Below are 14,837 nucleotides of genomic sequence, written 5' to 3'. Positions count from 1 at the left end.
GGCGACCGGGGCGAGAGCCCAGGCGAAGTCGTTGCTAGGAAGCGTGCAGGTACATGACGAGTGCATCGCGCATGATTTCACTGGCGTTGCGGTGTTCTGCCGCGGCACGCGCATCGAGCAGCGCATTCAGGTCGGCGGGAAGACGGACCTGTCGTTTGGGCGACAATCCGGCGCCGTTGGTCCTGCTGAGGCTCGGGCGGCCCAGCACCTTCCGAACCTCCGCCGCATCGACCGTCTCCGATGACGCGGGCGGGGCCGGAGTCGGGGCGCTCTGATCGATGCGACGATCATCCAGCTGCGCCAGCAGCTCGTCAAACTCTGCGCCCGCCTCGACCTCGGTCGAGACGGGTGCCGTCGGGATCGGGCCGAAGCCCCCTGCTTCCATGCGGGCGGCCAGCTCGGCGTAGCGTGCCTGCTGGCTCGGCGAGATGTTCGTGCTCACGGGAGTGCCTCCTTCTTGCGAGTGCGTATGACGTCCTGCGCACGGTTCCACGACTTGGGGCGGAGATGCAGCACGTGAAACAGGGAGATGGTTCTCGGAGTGTGACGGTGCAGGAACACCTCCAACAGCTGGCCGTCGCGGGCCGGGCCGGTGACGAGATCCACGATTTCCCCATCGGGGGAGATATCGAATCGCTCGAGCAGCAGCACTCTGTTCGTGATCGCGTGTGTTCCATCCGCGATCGGATAGTGCTTCTCCGCACTGTCCGCCCAGTCGAATCCCGTGTCCGAGGGTACTCTGAAAGCGACGACTTCTGTAGTACAAATCACAGGGCGCGGGCTCGGGGCGCTTCGACAGGCTCAGCGACCGGAGTCTGGCCCGGCGACCGGAGTCTCGCTCGGCGACTGGATCTGGTCCCTGAGCCCATCGAAGGGTTCAGGCTTCGGCGAGGAGACGCAGGATGCGCGCGGTCTCGGCAGTGATCGCGTCGCGGCCGGCACGGACGTACTTCCGCGGGTCGACGAGGTCGGGCTGGTCCGACAGGACGTCGCGGACGGCAGCGGTGAAGAGTCCGTTCAGGTGCGTCGAGATGTTGATCTTCGTCATCCCGCTCCGAACGGCGGCCTGCAGCTCGTCATCGGGGAGCCCCGAGGAACCGTGGAGGACGAGGGGGACCGGAACGCTCGTACGCAGCGCCCGGACGAGGTCGTGGTCGACCGATGCCACCCGGCTCGTCATCGCGTGCGATGTGCCGACCGCGACCGCCAGAGCATCGACGCCCGTCGCCTCGACGAACGCCGCAGCCTCATGCGGATCGGTGCGGGCGCCGGGCGCGTGCACGCCGTCCTTGCCGCCGACCTCACCGAGCTCGGCCTCCACGGCGACACCGCGGTCGTGGCAGAGCGAGACGATGTCGCGGGTCGCGTTCACGTTATCGGCGTACGCGAGCTTGGACGCATCGAACATCACACTGTCCACACCGAGCTCGACGCCAGCGCGGATGAGCGCGGCGTCCTCGATGTGATCGAGGTGGACGAGCACGTCGACGCTCGCGCGATTCGCGAGCTCGAGGGAGGCGAGCGTGATGGGGGCGAGGCCTCCGTGATACGCGATGCAGTTCTCACTGATCTGCAGGATGACCGGCGTACCGGCCTCCTCGGCGCCTCGGACGATGGCTTCTGCGTGCTCGAGGAGCACCACGTTGAACGCGCCGACACCGGTGCCGGCGCTCGCGGCGCTGTCGAGGAGGGTGGCGAATGCGGTCGAGGTCATGAGAGTGCGTCTCCAGTGATCGCGTGGTGCTGAGTGGTTCGGGATGGGGTGGGTGACGAGTCCGGACGAGCGAGGAAGGCACGGTAGGCGTCCACGTCGACCTCACCTGCGACCGGGCGCAGCACGGCGGCGGCGCCGAGCGCGGCGGCACGGCGGAGGGCGACGGCGATTGCGTCGCCGTCGAGGAGGGCTGCCGCCAGGCCAGCCGTGGCAGCGTCGCCGGCACCCGTCGGATTGCCGGACACACCACGGACCGCAGGGATCTCGATGCGGTCGGTGTCGTCGAAGGCGACGATGCCGTCGGCGCCGCGCGAGACGACGACGAGACGGCCGGTGAGCTGGGGGAGCGAGACGAGAGCAGCATCCGCAGACGCATTCGACAACGGGCCGGCCCCGCCAGACCTCGCCATCGCCAGCAGTGCCGCCGCAGCCTCGGACGGCTCCGCGATCCCGACGGCCTCGGTGAGCTCGTGCTCATTGGGCTTCAGGATGTCCGCACCTGCACGGGCTGCGGCGAGGAGTGCCGGGCCGCTCGCATCCACGAGCACCGGCACACCGGCGTCGTGCGCCGCGGCGACGAACCGGCCGACCGTGTTCGCAGGGGCGTCGGGCGGGAGTGAACCGGAGACGATGAGCATCGATGCGTCGGTGAGCGTCTCGCGGAGCCGATCGATCACGGCGTCCCACTCGTCGGGAGTCAGCACCGGCCCGGCCTCGTTGAGGAGTGTGGGGTGGCGGTGGTCCTCGATGACGGCGACGGTCGTGCGCGTCTCGGCGGCGATGGGGACGGCGACGGCGTCGAGACCCGCCTCGGCGAGTGACGCGATCATCCAGTCGCCTGCTCCGCCGCCGAGGGGCAGGACCGAGCGGGTCGGCACGCCGATGGCCTGGAGCGCCAGCGCGACGTTCACGCCCTTGCCACCGGGTCGTTTCCGGACGCCGGCGACGCGGTTCGTCTCGCCGAGCGCGAGCGTTTCGACGAGGTAGCTCACGTCGATCGCAGGATTGGGGGTGATGACCACGACGGGTCGGATGCGCGAGTTCACGATCGTCGTCCGAGGAGGGCTCGTTCGGCGAGGAGGCCGGCGCCGATGACCCCGGCTTCATCTCCGTGGGCCGCCTGCACGATGGACGGCGAGCGGAGGATGCCGAGTCGCGCGTCGACCGCGGTTCGCAAGGGATCGAGGAGCAGCGGTCCCGCGAGGGCGAGCCCACCGCCGATCACCACGACGGACGGGGCGACGACGGCGGCGGTCCAGGCGATGGCGTCCGCCAGCACCTCGACGGCGTCCGTCCAAATCGCGACGACCTCGGCATCGCCCGCAGCGACGCGTTCGGCGGCCGTTCTCGCATCGGGCAGCCCGGATCGTCTGGCGACGGCGGATGCGGAGGCGATCTCCTCGACTCGCAGCCCGGCGAAGGGACCGCTCGGCAGGACGAACTGGCCGATCTCGCCGGCCCAGCCTCCGGCGGCGAGCGGGACGCCGTCGAGCACGAGAGCGCTCGCGAGTCCGGTGCCGACCGGGATGAACACGACGGAGCCGTCGGCGTCGCGGGCAGCGCCGGAGACCGCTTCGGCGAGGGCGCCCGCTCGGACGTCCTGCCCGAAGGCGAGCGGCACGTCGATCACGTCCGTGAACTGCGAGGTGACGTCCAGATCGATCCAGCCGAGATTGATCGCCTGGACGCAGACGCCGCGCTCCTCGTCGACGACGCCGGGGACGACGAGGCCGACGGCGTCGACCGGCGCGACCGTCCGTGCCTGCTCGACGAGACGCAGGACGGCGTCGCGCAGGGTGAGGCCGGTCGGGTCGCCCTGCGGTGTCGCCTCACGCCAGTGGCCGAGCCGATCGCCGCCACGGAACAGGCTCGCTTTGATGCTCGTGCCGCCGACGTCGATGCCGACGACGGTGCTCCCGCCGACGGTGGCGCCGGCAGCGTTTCGAGCAGTGGGGCCTCCGGTCACGGCGTGAGGATGACGGAGCGCGTGAGCGAGCGGGGGTGGTCGGGGTCGAGTCCGCGGCGCTCGGCGAGGGCGATGGCGAAGCGCTGGGCGACGATGAGGCCGGCGATGGGGTCGAGCTCGTGCCGGACGAACGTGGCGCCGGTCGCCTCGACCTCTTCGGCCAGACCGACGGGGGCTTCGCCGAAGACCCAGACCAGGCGTCCGGGCTGCGCGATGGCGATCGGTCCGTGACGGTAGTCCATGGCGGGGTAGGACTCAGCCCAGAACTGCGCGGCCTCACGCGTCTTGAGAGCGGCTTCCGCGGCGATGCCGACTGCGTCGCCGACACCGACGAAGCTCACCTGGTCCGCATCGAGGTACTCGTCGATGGGGATGGTGAGTGCGGTCTCCGCCTGACGGGCGAGCGCTTCGACGTCGTGGCCGAGCGTCGCACGGAGCAGCGCGAGGGTGCTCGTCGCGAATCGCGTCTGCACGACCGACTGCTCGTCGGCGAACGGCAGGGAGACCACGTGGTCGGCGGCGGCTGCGCCGGGGGAGTCGGGGACGCCTGTGATGAGGACGGTCGTGACGGAGTCGACGGCGTTCAGCAGCGCGATGATCTCGGTGGTGGTTCCGGAGCGGGAGATGGCGACGATGCGGTCGTAGTCGCGCACGCCGGGGAACTCTGATCCGGCGAAGGCGTCGGTGACGCCGAGTCCGGCCTGCTCGCGGAGGACGGCGTAGCTCATGGCGATGAACCAGCTCGTGCCGCAGCCGACGACGGCGACGCGTTCGCCCGGCTGGGGGAGGACATCGGCGACCTCCGGTGCGAGTGCGGCGGCGGTGCGCCAGGTTTCGGGCTGGGAGGCCAGCTCCGCGGCGACGAAGGTGGTGGTCATGAGGTGCCTTTCGGTGCGGCTGGCGTGAGATATGGCGTCGCGACGAGTGTACGGGACGTTTAATGCTCATTACTAGCCTAAAACGTCAATTTCAATCAAACGTGAGTGTTCAATGATCGCCATATGATGGTGAGAACGCCCACCGACCCGATTGCGCTGGACCCATGACGCAGCAACAGCGACTGAACGCCCTCCTCGAACTCGTGAGTGAACGGGGCAACGTCTCCATCGCCGAGATCGGCGCTGCGCTCGGCGTCTCGGACGCGACGGCGCGCCGCGATCTCACGGCGCTCGCCGAACAGCGGCTGGTCACGCGCACCCACGGCGGCGCCTCCGCGCTCGGCACCGGCTACGAGTTGCCGCTGCAGTACAAGATCGCGCGGCAGGCCGAGGCGAAGGTCGCCATCGCCACCGCTGCGGCGAAGCTCATCTCGGTCGGCGATTCCGTCGGGCTGAACGGCGGAACGACCACGAGCGAGGTGGCCAGGGTCCTCGGCCGCAGCGAGCACCTCGTGCGCCCCGACGGCGAGTTCGCGATCACGATCGTGACCAACGCGCTCAACATCGCGTACGAACTGTCGGTGCGGTCGCACGTGAAGATCGTCGTCACGGGCGGTGTCGCTCGCCGCCAGTCCTACGAGCTCGTCGGCTCCCTCGTATCGAACACGCTCTCCGAGCTCGCCCTCGACGTCGCGATCCTCGGCGTCGACGGCCTCAGTCCCCAGTTCGGCGCCACGACCCTCCACGAGGGCGAGGCGGAGGTCAGTCAGGAGTTCGCGAAGGTCGCGAAGCGCGTCATCGTCGTCGCCGACAGCACGAAGCTCATGAAGACCACGTTCGCGCGCATCTGCCCGCTGTCCGCACTCGACGTGCTCATCACCGATGCGCCGGTCGAGGGCGAGCTGGCCGATGCGCTCGCCGCAGCCGGTGTCGAGGTCATCGTCGCGTAGGCGCTGCACCGTCGTCGTTGCCGGATCAGGCCAGCGGGCCGAGGACGCGCACGGCCTCGGCGTGGATCGCCGGGGCGGAGGCGAGGAAGTCCGTGCTCCCCAGCGACCACGGTCCACCGTCCAGATCACTGATCACGCCGCCGGCCTCCGCGACGAGCAGTGCGCCGGAGACGAGACCGGAACGGACGGCGCTGTGCTGCCAGAACGCATCCATCCGTCCGGTCGCGACGTGGATCAACTGCAGGGTCGCCGGCACGGAGACGCGGAGTACGAGGGCGGCATCCAGCATCGCGGTGACGGAGCGGCCGATCCGCGCGAAGGTGTCGCTCGTCTCCAGGGGTGAGGCCTGCCCCGTGCCGACGAGCGCAGCGTTCAGGTGCTGCTTCATCGAGGCGTTGATGGCTGCGCCGTTCAGGAATGCGCCGCCGCCGAGGACCGCCGTGTAGGTCTCGTGCGCGAGGGGCAGGTGGACGACGGTGACGACGGGGACCTGGTCGCGGACGAGCGTTGCGGTGACGCCCCAGTCGGTCATGCCGTGGATGTGGTTGATGTTGCCTTCGACCGGGTCGGTGACCCACCATTCGCCCTCCGGAAGCGGGCCGCTCTCGAGTTCGTCCTCCGCCCAGCCGGCACCGGGTCGGAGGGCTTCAAGCCGCGGGCGGAATGCGGTCAGGGAAGCCTCGTCATTGGCATGGATGGCACGCACGACGTCCTCGCCAGTGGCGAGAGCAGGGACCTGCGGGAACCGATCCGTCAGGACCTCGCCCGCGGCGACGAGCGCGCTGGTGATGTCGGCGAGCAGAGCCGTGTCCTCGGCGAGCTGCGGGTTGACGGTGCTGGAGATGAGCGTGTTCGGCATGAGCCGTTCCTTTCGACTGGGCCGGACCGGGTGTCCGGTGAGACCAGTCAACGCCTCGCTGGATATAACATCAAATGCATGTTTTGCAGCTGTACTATTACCTCCGTGCACATCGATCTCAATCTGCTGACAGCGCTCGACGCCCTTCTCGAAGAAGGAAGCGTCGGCGGAGCCGCTGAACGGCTGCACCTCTCGCAGCCGGCGATGAGTCGGACACTCGCGCGGATCAGAGTGGAGACCGGCGACGGCATCCTCGTCCGCTCGGGTCGTTCCATGGTTCCCACGCCCTATGCGGTCGCCGTCCGGGACCGGGTCCATGCGCTCGTCGAACAGGCGCGGGCGGTGCTGTCGCCGGAACGCGAGTTACACCTCGACGAGCTCGACGCGACCTTCACCCTCCGCTGCCACGATGCGCTGACGAACGCGCTCGCGCCCCGCCTCATCGCGCGCGTGCAGCGAGAGGCGCCGAACGTCCGGCTCCGGTTCCTCGCGGAATCGGAGTCGGACGAGGACGGCCTGCGATCGGGGCGCACCGACGTCGAGATCGGCTCGGCGCCGGGTGCCACGGCGGACATCGCTTCGACCACGATCGGCAGCGGTGGCATGGTGGTCGTCATGCGGCCGGAGCATCCGCTGGCGGCAGAGTCGATGACCGTGCGCCGATTCGCTCGCGCGGACCACGTCATCGTCTCCCGGCGTGGCCGCCTCGACGACCCGATCGATGCGCTGCTCGCCGAGGCGGGGGAGTCCCGTCGTGTGGTGGCATCCGCGCCGACGAGCACGGCGGCCCTCCGCATCGCGAGTGGGACGGACGCCCTCGTGATCGTCCCGGAGTCGGTCTGCGCGGCGGACGTCGCTGCATACGGCCTCGTCGCGAAGCCGCTTCCGTTCGAGATGCCGGATGTGGCGGTCGTCATGAACTGGCACGTGCGCCACAACGATGACGCCGCGCACCGGTGGTTGCGGTCCCTCGTGGCTGCCGAGCTCGGCACCGCTTGAACGCTGCGGTCGGCGGCGAAGGCCGATAAGCGGTTGTCGGTCTTGGTGTAGCGCGTCCGGGAGCCCGGCCGCTGGGAGCCGAGAGCTGCGTCAGCCGGCCCGGAGGTAGGACGCGACCGCGTCGCGGACGAGCTGCGACACGGTTACACCTCGCGCCTTCGCCGCCTTCCGTGCTTCCTCATCGAGTACGGAGGTGGTGCGAACCTTCCAGGTGACAGCGGACGGGGCAGCGGCTTCGAGACGCGGTCGTCCGCGTGCAATCGTGACCGCGGCCTCCAAGGTGTCTGCTCCGGTGGCATCGATGAGGAGCCTCTGAGCCGATTCAGCGGCGTCAGTGCCCCGGAGTGCAGTGCCCTTCGGGAGCAGTCCACCCTGCTCGGCGCGCCGGGCGAGTTCGTCGTAGTCGGTCATGTCGTCTCTCCTTCGTGCTCCGTCGAGTTCATCGGATCCTTCTGCATGCGTCATCGCATATATGGCATCTTCGCGCGGAACGCCGTGTTTCTGTGAGCTGTCGCTCCATCGAATTGCCATCAAAAATGGTACCACAGAAATAGTACCACAAATGTCAATCATGCAAGACGCAATGACGCCCCGGGGGTCCATCATCGCCCCTGCGACGTTCCGAGAGGCGGGGTGGGGTGGGGACTCCGCCCCGGATGTTTCGGCGGTGTGAACTCTTCGCGGCGACGTTTGTGCTCATTCGATCAGCCACTATTGTCATTTCATGATCGTTTTGGCATCATATGAATCAACTTCACGCAAGGAAGCGGATGTGATCGAGTGAACCCCACCCCATCGAGCGACACGACGAAGGCCCTCCGGGTCGGCGTCATCGGCACCGGCCAGCGCGCCTACATCGCCCATCACATCGCGTTGAGCCCCACGGGCGCACGTCTCGTGGCGGCCGCGGACACCACCGAGGCCGGCCGGGGACGCGCACGCGCCGAGTTCGGGGACGACATCGCCGTCTACGACTCCCACACCTCGATGATCGAGGCCGGCGCAGTCGACGCGGCCATCGTCACGACCCCGGACTGGACCCACGTCGACCTCGCGATCGACCTGCTCAGGGCCGGCATCGCGGTGTACCTCGAGAAGCCCCTCGCGATCGATGTCGAAGGCGCCGACGCCGTCCTCCGCACCGCGTACGAGACGGGGACGCCGCTCTACATCGGCCACAACTTCCGTCACGCGGCGGTCGTCCGGCTGATGCACGGCATCATCGAGCGGGGAGAGATCGGCGAGGTCAAAGCCGTGTGGGTGCGCCACTTCGTCGGCAACGGCGGCGACTACTATTTCAAGGACTGGCACGCGGATCGCAGCCGGGTGAACTCGCTCCTCCTGCAGAAGGCCAGCCACGACCTCGACGTCATCCACATGCTCGCCGGGGCGTACACGCGTCGCGTCGTCGGGATGGGGTCGCTCGCCGTCTACGGCGACATCGAGGACCGCCGTGACCGCAGCGGCGAGATGATGAGCGACTGGTTCTCCTACGACAACTGGCCGCCGGCATCGCAGACCGGCCTGAACCCCGTGGTCGACGTCGAAGACGTGTCGATGGTGCTCATGACCCTCGAAGGCGGCATCTCCGCGAGCTACGAACAGTGCCACTTCACCCCGGACTACTGGCGCAACTACACCGTGATCGGCACGGAAGGACGCCTCGAGAACGTGGGCGACACGGCCGGCGGCGTGGTCAAGGTGTGGAACACGCGCCGGAACTGGTCCGTCGAAGGCGACGTGGAGTACCCCATCGAAGGCGTCGAGCTCGGCCATGAGGACGCCGACGTCGACACGATGCTCGAATTCCTCGCCTTCGTGGCCGATGGAAAACCCACCACGCTCTCGCCCGTCGCCGCCCGCGAAGCCGTCGCAGCCGGCGCGCTCGCCACCCGTTCGCTCCGCTCCGGCTCTGTGCCGATCGACATCCCGCCGCTCGAGCCGGACCTCGTCGCCTACTTCGCGGCGCGGACCGTCGCCGGAACGGCGTCCGCCACAACGGGGGCGACCGACCAGGCCGCGCCGGTCACCGACCCACCCACAGCTCTCCACCCCACAGCAGCACCCACCCCCACCACCGCACCCGACGCCACCCACCGGTAGCGTTCCGAAAGGATCCAGCATGCCCTTCACCCCCTCAGGTCGACGCGCACGTCGCGTGACCCTCAGCCTCGTCGGTTTCCTCGGCGCCGCCGTCCTCGTTGCCGGCTGCAGCAGCGGGGGCTCCGGCGGCGGCGCGCCGAGCGGCGACTACACCCCAGCCGACAAGGACCTCAAGGCCGAGATCACCTACGGCCTCTGGGACCAGGCGCAGGTCGCCGCGATCGACGCCAACATCAAGCAGTTCAACAAGGAGTACCCGAACATCACGGTCAACGTGAACGTGACCCCGTGGGCGTCCTACTGGTCGAAACTGCAGACCCAGGCCTCGAGCGACACCCTGCCGGACCTGTTCTGGCTGAACGGCCCCAACTTCCAGATCTACGCCTCCAACGGCAAGGTCGAACCCATCACCGGTGAGGTGAAGGCCGACGCGATCGACCCGAAGAACTACCCGAGCGCGCTCAACGACCTCTACTCGCTCGACGGCGTGCAGTACGGCGTGCCGAAGGACTTCGACACGATCGGCGTGTGGATCAACACCGCGCTCTTCGACCAGGCCGGCGTCGCGCTCCCCGCCGACGGCTGGACCTGGAAGGACTTCGAGACGGCCGCGCAGACCATCTCCACCAACCTCAAGGACCAGGGCATCTACGGCGCCGCGGGCGGCATGGACGGCCAGACGACCTACTACAACACGATCCTCCAGGCCGGTGGCGAGGTCATCAACGCCGACCAGACGAAGTCCGGCTACGACAGCCCCGAATCGCAGGACGGCCTGCAGTTCTGGACCGACCTCATCGCGAACGGCTCCTCACCCAGCATGCAGCAGCTGACCGACACCCCCGCCGACCAGTGGTTCACCTCCGGCAAGCTCGCGATGTACTGGGGCGGCAGCTGGGTCCGGCCGCTCGTCGGCGAGTCACCCGTCGCCGACACCACGAAGGCCGTGCCGCTGCCCATCGGCAAGGAGCAGGCGACCGTGATCCACGGCGTGTCCAACGTCGTCGCATCGGCGAGCAAGAACAAGCAGGCCGCGCAGGCGCTCCAGGTGTTCCTCGCCAGCAAGAAGGCCCAGCAGGAGCAGGGCGACCTCGGCGCCATCATCCCCGCGTACACGGGAACGCAGCAGTCGTTCGTCGACTCGTACCCCAACATGAATCTGCAGGTGTTCCTCGACGCGCTCGACTACGCCAAACCGCTCCCCGTGTCGAAGGACACCGCGGCATGGAACGCCCTCGAGACCGAGCTCCTGCCCGACGCGTTCTCCGGTGACAAGCCGGTGAAGGACGTCGCGAAGGATCTCGCAGATCAGATGAACGCGGTCCTGGCGAAGTAATGACCGCCGTCACCGCGTCACGCACCCCGTCGGACGAGCTCGCCCCCAAGCGCGTCCGACGGGGTGCCGCCTCCCGGAACGACGGAGCATGGCCGTGGCTCTTCGTCCTCCCGCTCCTCACCGGCGTCGGCCTCTTCTTCATCTGGCCGATCATCCAGACCGCCTACTTCTCCTTCACGAAGTGGGGCGTGTTCGGCGGATCGACCTTCATCGGCATCGAGAACTACGCCCGCCTGTTCACGGACCCGCGGCTGTACTCCTCGCTCGGCAACACCCTCATCTACACGGCCGTCGTGCTGCTCGGCATCCCCATCGCCGTGTACCTCGCCAGCCTCCTGAACCTGCCCGGCCTCCGGTTCGCGAGCTTCTACCGGGTCCTGTTCTTCCTGCCGTACGTGGCGATGCCGACGGCCGTCGCGATCGTCTGGCGCATCATCTTCAACGGCGACTTCGGCGTCCTCAACTACGCGCTCTCGCTCATCGGCATCGACGGACCGTACTGGATCAGCACGCCGGGCACGGCGATGTTCGCGGTCGCTCTCGTGGGCCTCTGGTCCTCCCTCGGCTTCTCGATGATCATCCTGGCCTCCGGCTTGAAGAACATCCCGCCGGAACTGTACGAAGCGGCCGAACTCGACGGCGCGACCCCGTGGCGGCAGTTCCGTTCCGTGACCGTGCCGCTCCTCACCCCGAGCATCTTCTTCGTCACGATCATCACGGTCATCTCCAGCTTCCAGCTCTTCGACCTGCTGTACGCGATCCTCGGGAGCACCAACCCGGTCCTGCCGAAGAGCATGTCGCTCGTCTACTTCTTCTACAACCAGGGCTTCGTCGCCAACGACAAGGGGTACGCGGCGGCCATCGCGATCGTCATCTTCGTGGTCATCGGGCTCGTGACGCTCGCGCAGTTCCGCCTCCAGAAACGATGGGTCAACAATGACTGAGCAACTGACGGCCCCCGCCCCGCTCACGACGCGGACGCTCACCGTGCCGCGTTCGCCGAGTCGATCCGCTGCCGCCGCGGCGAGACGCGACCGGGGGCGACCGGGTCGGCGTGGCGGCTCGCACGTCGTCGCGCACCTCGTGCTCGGCATCGGCGGGTTCATCATGGCATTCCCGTTCCTCTGGCAGATCATCATGTCGCTGTCGACGAACGCGGAGGTGCAGAGCGTCGTCCCGACCTTCTGGCCCGCCGTGCTGCAGTGGCAGAACTACGCCACGGTCTTCGAGCGGTTGCCGTTCCTCGACCAGTTGTGGACGTCGATCCTCATCACCGTGATCCGGACGATCGCGCAGATCATCCTGTGCACGATGGCGGGGTACGCGTTCGCGAGGATGCGGTTCCGCGGGCGGGCCGTGCTGCTCGCCATCACGCTCTCGATCCTCATGGTCCCGTCGCAGGCGTACCTGATCTCGCAGTATCAGATCGTGCAGGGATTCGGCTGGCTGAACACGATCCTCGGCATCGTCGCGCCGGGGCTGTTCAGCGCGTTCGGCACCTTCCTCATGCGGACGGCGTTCCTGAATTTGCCGAACGAGCTCGAGGAGGCCGCGCGCATCGATGGGGCCAGCCCGTTCCAGATCTTCTGGAAGATCATGCTGCCGCTCGCGAAACCGAGCATCAGCGTGCTCGCGATCACGACGGTGCTGTGGTCGTGGAACGAACTGCTGTGGCCGCTCGTCGTCTCGACGTACGCGAACTCGATGCCGCTCGCGGCCGGGCTCGCGACCCTGTCGAGCGACAAGACGACCGACTACCCGGTCATGATGGCGGCGTCGATCCTCGCGATGGCGCCCGTGCTCATCCTGTTCATCGTGCTGCAGCGGCGCGTCATCGACGGCCTCGCCTTCTCCGGCCTGAAGTAGCCCGCGAGGGGTCGCAAACTGCGGGTGTTGCCGCCACTCACCCGCAGTTTGCGACCCCTCGCGAGTTGGGGCTAGATGAGGCCGGCGGTGCGCCAGATGCGCGCGAAGACGTCGAGCTGGGCCGGGTTATAGAGGTCGAAGAGGGCCTCGACCAGGGCGTTCGTGGCGATGCGCCCGCCGACCGCCGCGTGCTCGAGCGTTCGCGACGGCGAGCCGTGCTTGTCGTTCAGCGCCTGCATCCGCGGGGCGAGCCGCTGCGCCAACGCCTCGCGCGTCGCCTCGTCGGCATCCGCGGGGAGTGCATCGAACGCGGCGTCCGCATCGTCGCGCTCGTACCCCTCGAGCATCCCCTGCCAGTGCTCGGAGGTGTCCGTCCCCAGCACCTGCGACAACACGGCGAACAGCGAACGGTCGGCACGCGACAGCTTCGCCTCGGTCGCCGCAGCGGACAGCCCGAGCGGCATGTCCGTCTGCACCGGCGCCAGCCGCAACTCGGCGAGCTCGCGCCTCGCCTCCTCCAGTCGAGCGATCGTCGACGCGAGTTCCGCATCGACCTCCTGCAGCGTCTCATCGAGGTGCGCGGGGTCGTCGTCCATCTCCGCGATCTGCCCGAGCGAGAATCCGAGACCGGTCAGGCGCCGGATCTCGATGAGCCGGATGAGATGTTCCGTGCGGTACATCTTGTAGCCGTTCGAGAGCCGCTCCGGCTCGTCGAGCAGACCGATCTCGTGATAGTGCCGCACAGTCCGCAAGCTCGTCCCGGCGAGTTGCGCGACCTCGCGGGTGCTCCATCCCATGTCGACTCCTCTCGCGATGTCGCGGCTGCGCGGACCGCCCGGAGCGGCGTCCGTCACGTCGCGGGCCGTCGCACTCGGGGTCCAGCGCAGCACCCGACTTGAGTATGCCGCAACGGCACGGTGTCTGATGGTCGGGCGATGGGGGATTCACCGCATCGCATCCACGACATCCGGCGCACACGCTGCCGAGGAAGCAGGAACGAACATGGACACCTCACCGAGACCCGGCCGCAGCCGGTTCCTGGCCGTCTGGCCGATACTGGCGGTCGCGGCGTGGTTGGCGAACGTGAGTTGGATCATCACGCAGATCCGCGTGGACGGGGTGGTCGCCGGCCTCCCGCTGTCGATCGTCGTCACTCTGCCGATGGTGGGAGTGTTCCTCTGGCTCGACCGGTGGGAGCGCGAGCAGCCGCGCCGGCTGCTGTCCGCGTTCGCGTGGGGCGCCTCGTTCGCGGCGCTGTGCTCGATCTGGTCGCAGGAGGGGTTGCAGGCGTTCTTCGACGCCACGGTCGGCACCGATGTGACCGCCTGGTTCCGTCCGCTCGTGATCACGCCCGTGACGGAGGAGGTCTTCAAGGGCCTGTTCCTGATCTGGCTGCTCGTCTACCGTCGCCGCCGGATCACCGGCCTGCTCGACGGCATCGTGTACGGCGGTCTCGTCGGCGCCGGGTTCGCGTTCACCGAGCAGATCCTCTATTTCGGCCGCATCGTCACGACCTTCGCCGCGAGCGACCCGTCCGACGGCGGTGCGCTCGTCACCCTGATCCTCAGCTTCGCGTTGCGGATGGTGATGGTCCCGTTCATGCACTCGTTCCTCGTCGCGATCTTCGGGCTGGGCATCGCCGCGGCCGCCGGGACTCGCTCTCGCGGCGCACGATTCGGACTCGCAGGAGCCGGCCTGCTCGTGGCGATCGTCCTCCACGGCGTGTGGGACTGGGCGGGACTCTCCGGCACCCGCGACCCGTTCCTGATCTACAAGATCTACGGCGCCGTGATGGTGCCGCTGTTCCTGGCGATGCTGATCCTCGCCCTCATTCTGCGGCGTCGCGAGGGGAAGGCGATCGCCGCCGCGCTCCCCTCGCTCGCTCGCGAAGGGCGCATCGGTGAGCACGAGGTCGGCGCGCTCGCGAACCTCGGCGAGCGTCGGCGGTGGCGTCGGGACGTCCGGCGGCGATCCGGGCGGGCCGCGGCGCGCGCGACCGGCCGGTACCAGGCGGAGGCGAGTGCGCTCGCGATCCGGACGACGCGATCACTGGCATCGGGAACGCGCGATGGGCTCGTCGAGCAGACGCGGGTGGTCGCCGACGCGCGGGCGGTGATGCTGGAGGCGGACGCGCGCGGTTAGGACACGCAGCACGGCAGAAGGAGA

At 68.4% G+C, this 14,837-nt stretch carries 16 protein-coding genes; 7 read left to right on the top strand and 9 right to left on the bottom strand.

Annotated features, from left to right (window positions below):
* Window positions 1-34 precede the first annotated feature (34 nt).
* From ACQ3HB_RS02460 to ACQ3HB_RS02435, 6 genes are all read right to left on the bottom strand, one after another.
* Complete coding sequence (locus ACQ3HB_RS02460) at window positions 35-442, bottom strand: ribbon-helix-helix protein, CopG family (protein WP_430917407.1); 408 nt, start codon at window positions 440-442, stop codon at window positions 35-37.
* On the bottom strand, window positions 439-651 hold the full coding sequence (locus tag ACQ3HB_RS02455; RefSeq protein WP_430917405.1) for a hypothetical protein: 213 nt from the start codon (window positions 649-651) through the stop codon (window positions 439-441). Before ACQ3HB_RS02455 ends, ACQ3HB_RS02460 begins: the two co-directional genes overlap by 4 nt.
* 226 nt (window positions 652-877) lie before the next feature.
* Window positions 878-1,714: a class II fructose-bisphosphate aldolase gene (locus ACQ3HB_RS02450; RefSeq protein ID WP_430917403.1), complete on the bottom strand. Its 837-nt coding sequence runs from the start codon at window positions 1,712-1,714 to the stop codon at window positions 878-880.
* Entirely contained in the window at window positions 1,711-2,760 is a 1,050-nt protein-coding gene (locus ACQ3HB_RS02445; protein WP_430917401.1) for a 1-phosphofructokinase family hexose kinase, read from the bottom strand. The genes ACQ3HB_RS02450 and ACQ3HB_RS02445 overlap by 4 nt, the downstream gene beginning before the upstream one ends.
* Complete coding sequence (locus tag ACQ3HB_RS02440; RefSeq protein ID WP_430917399.1) at window positions 2,757-3,680, bottom strand: ROK family protein; 924 nt, start codon at window positions 3,678-3,680, stop codon at window positions 2,757-2,759. The genes ACQ3HB_RS02445 and ACQ3HB_RS02440 overlap by 4 nt, the downstream gene beginning before the upstream one ends.
* Entirely contained in the window at window positions 3,677-4,558 is an 882-nt protein-coding gene (locus ACQ3HB_RS02435; RefSeq protein WP_430917398.1) for an SIS domain-containing protein, read from the bottom strand. Before ACQ3HB_RS02435 ends, ACQ3HB_RS02440 begins: the two co-directional genes overlap by 4 nt.
* Window positions 4,559-4,722: 164 nt before the next feature.
* Between ACQ3HB_RS02435 and ACQ3HB_RS02430 the strand changes: the two genes are divergently transcribed.
* On the top strand, window positions 4,723-5,508 hold the full coding sequence (locus ACQ3HB_RS02430) for a DeoR/GlpR family DNA-binding transcription regulator (protein ID WP_430917397.1): 786 nt from the start codon (window positions 4,723-4,725) through the stop codon (window positions 5,506-5,508).
* Between the two features lie 25 nt (window positions 5,509-5,533).
* Here ACQ3HB_RS02430 and ACQ3HB_RS02425 read toward each other — a convergent pair whose 3' ends face one another.
* Complete coding sequence (locus tag ACQ3HB_RS02425; RefSeq protein ID WP_430917395.1) at window positions 5,534-6,367, bottom strand: inositol monophosphatase family protein; 834 nt, start codon at window positions 6,365-6,367, stop codon at window positions 5,534-5,536.
* A 105-nt stretch (window positions 6,368-6,472) separates the two neighbouring features.
* Between ACQ3HB_RS02425 and ACQ3HB_RS02420 the strand changes: the two genes are divergently transcribed.
* Entirely contained in the window at window positions 6,473-7,366 is an 894-nt protein-coding gene (locus ACQ3HB_RS02420) for a LysR family transcriptional regulator (RefSeq protein ID WP_430917394.1), read from the top strand.
* Window positions 7,367-7,456: 90 nt separating this feature from the next.
* On the opposite strand, the gene ACQ3HB_RS02415 is transcribed toward ACQ3HB_RS02420, so the two are convergent.
* Window positions 7,457-7,777 (bottom strand): ribbon-helix-helix protein, CopG family, encoded by a 321-nt coding sequence (locus ACQ3HB_RS02415; protein WP_430917393.1) that lies wholly within the window; start codon window positions 7,775-7,777, stop codon window positions 7,457-7,459.
* Window positions 7,778-8,146: 369 nt separating this feature from the next.
* On the opposite strand from ACQ3HB_RS02415, the gene ACQ3HB_RS02410 reads away from it, so the two are divergent.
* From ACQ3HB_RS02410 to ACQ3HB_RS02395, 4 genes are read left to right on the top strand one after another with little or no spacing between them, the layout of a single operon-like run.
* On the top strand, window positions 8,147-9,469 hold the full coding sequence (locus ACQ3HB_RS02410; protein ID WP_430917392.1) for a Gfo/Idh/MocA family protein: 1,323 nt from the start codon (window positions 8,147-8,149) through the stop codon (window positions 9,467-9,469).
* A 19-nt stretch (window positions 9,470-9,488) separates the two neighbouring features.
* Window positions 9,489-10,805, top strand: coding sequence for an ABC transporter substrate-binding protein (locus ACQ3HB_RS02405; RefSeq protein ID WP_430917390.1), 1,317 nt, complete (start codon window positions 9,489-9,491; stop codon window positions 10,803-10,805).
* Window positions 10,805-11,749, top strand: a complete 945-nt coding sequence (locus tag ACQ3HB_RS02400; protein WP_430917388.1) for a carbohydrate ABC transporter permease — start codon at window positions 10,805-10,807, stop codon at window positions 11,747-11,749. Before ACQ3HB_RS02405 ends, ACQ3HB_RS02400 begins: the two co-directional genes overlap by 1 nt.
* Entirely contained in the window at window positions 11,742-12,671 is a 930-nt protein-coding gene (locus tag ACQ3HB_RS02395; RefSeq protein WP_430917386.1) for a carbohydrate ABC transporter permease, read from the top strand. Before ACQ3HB_RS02400 ends, ACQ3HB_RS02395 begins: the two co-directional genes overlap by 8 nt.
* Window positions 12,672-12,742: 71 nt before the next feature.
* On the opposite strand, the gene ACQ3HB_RS02390 is transcribed toward ACQ3HB_RS02395, so the two are convergent.
* The gene (locus ACQ3HB_RS02390; protein ID WP_430917384.1) at window positions 12,743-13,468 is read right to left on the bottom strand and encodes a MerR family transcriptional regulator; all 726 of its coding nucleotides are present in this window, start codon (window positions 13,466-13,468) and stop codon (window positions 12,743-12,745) included.
* Window positions 13,469-13,673: 205 nt separating this feature from the next.
* Here ACQ3HB_RS02390 and ACQ3HB_RS02385 point away from each other — a divergent pair, with 205 nt between their 5' ends.
* On the top strand, window positions 13,674-14,813 hold the full coding sequence (locus tag ACQ3HB_RS02385) for a PrsW family intramembrane metalloprotease (protein ID WP_430917382.1): 1,140 nt from the start codon (window positions 13,674-13,676) through the stop codon (window positions 14,811-14,813).
* Window positions 14,814-14,837 lie beyond the last annotated feature (24 nt).

Source organism: Plantibacter lichenum, from assembly GCF_050587525.1.
Lineage (GTDB): Bacteria > Actinomycetota > Actinomycetes > Actinomycetales > Microbacteriaceae > Plantibacter.
The sequence above is the reverse complement of the archived record's forward strand: the minus strand, read 5'-3'. Positions and strand labels throughout refer to the sequence as shown.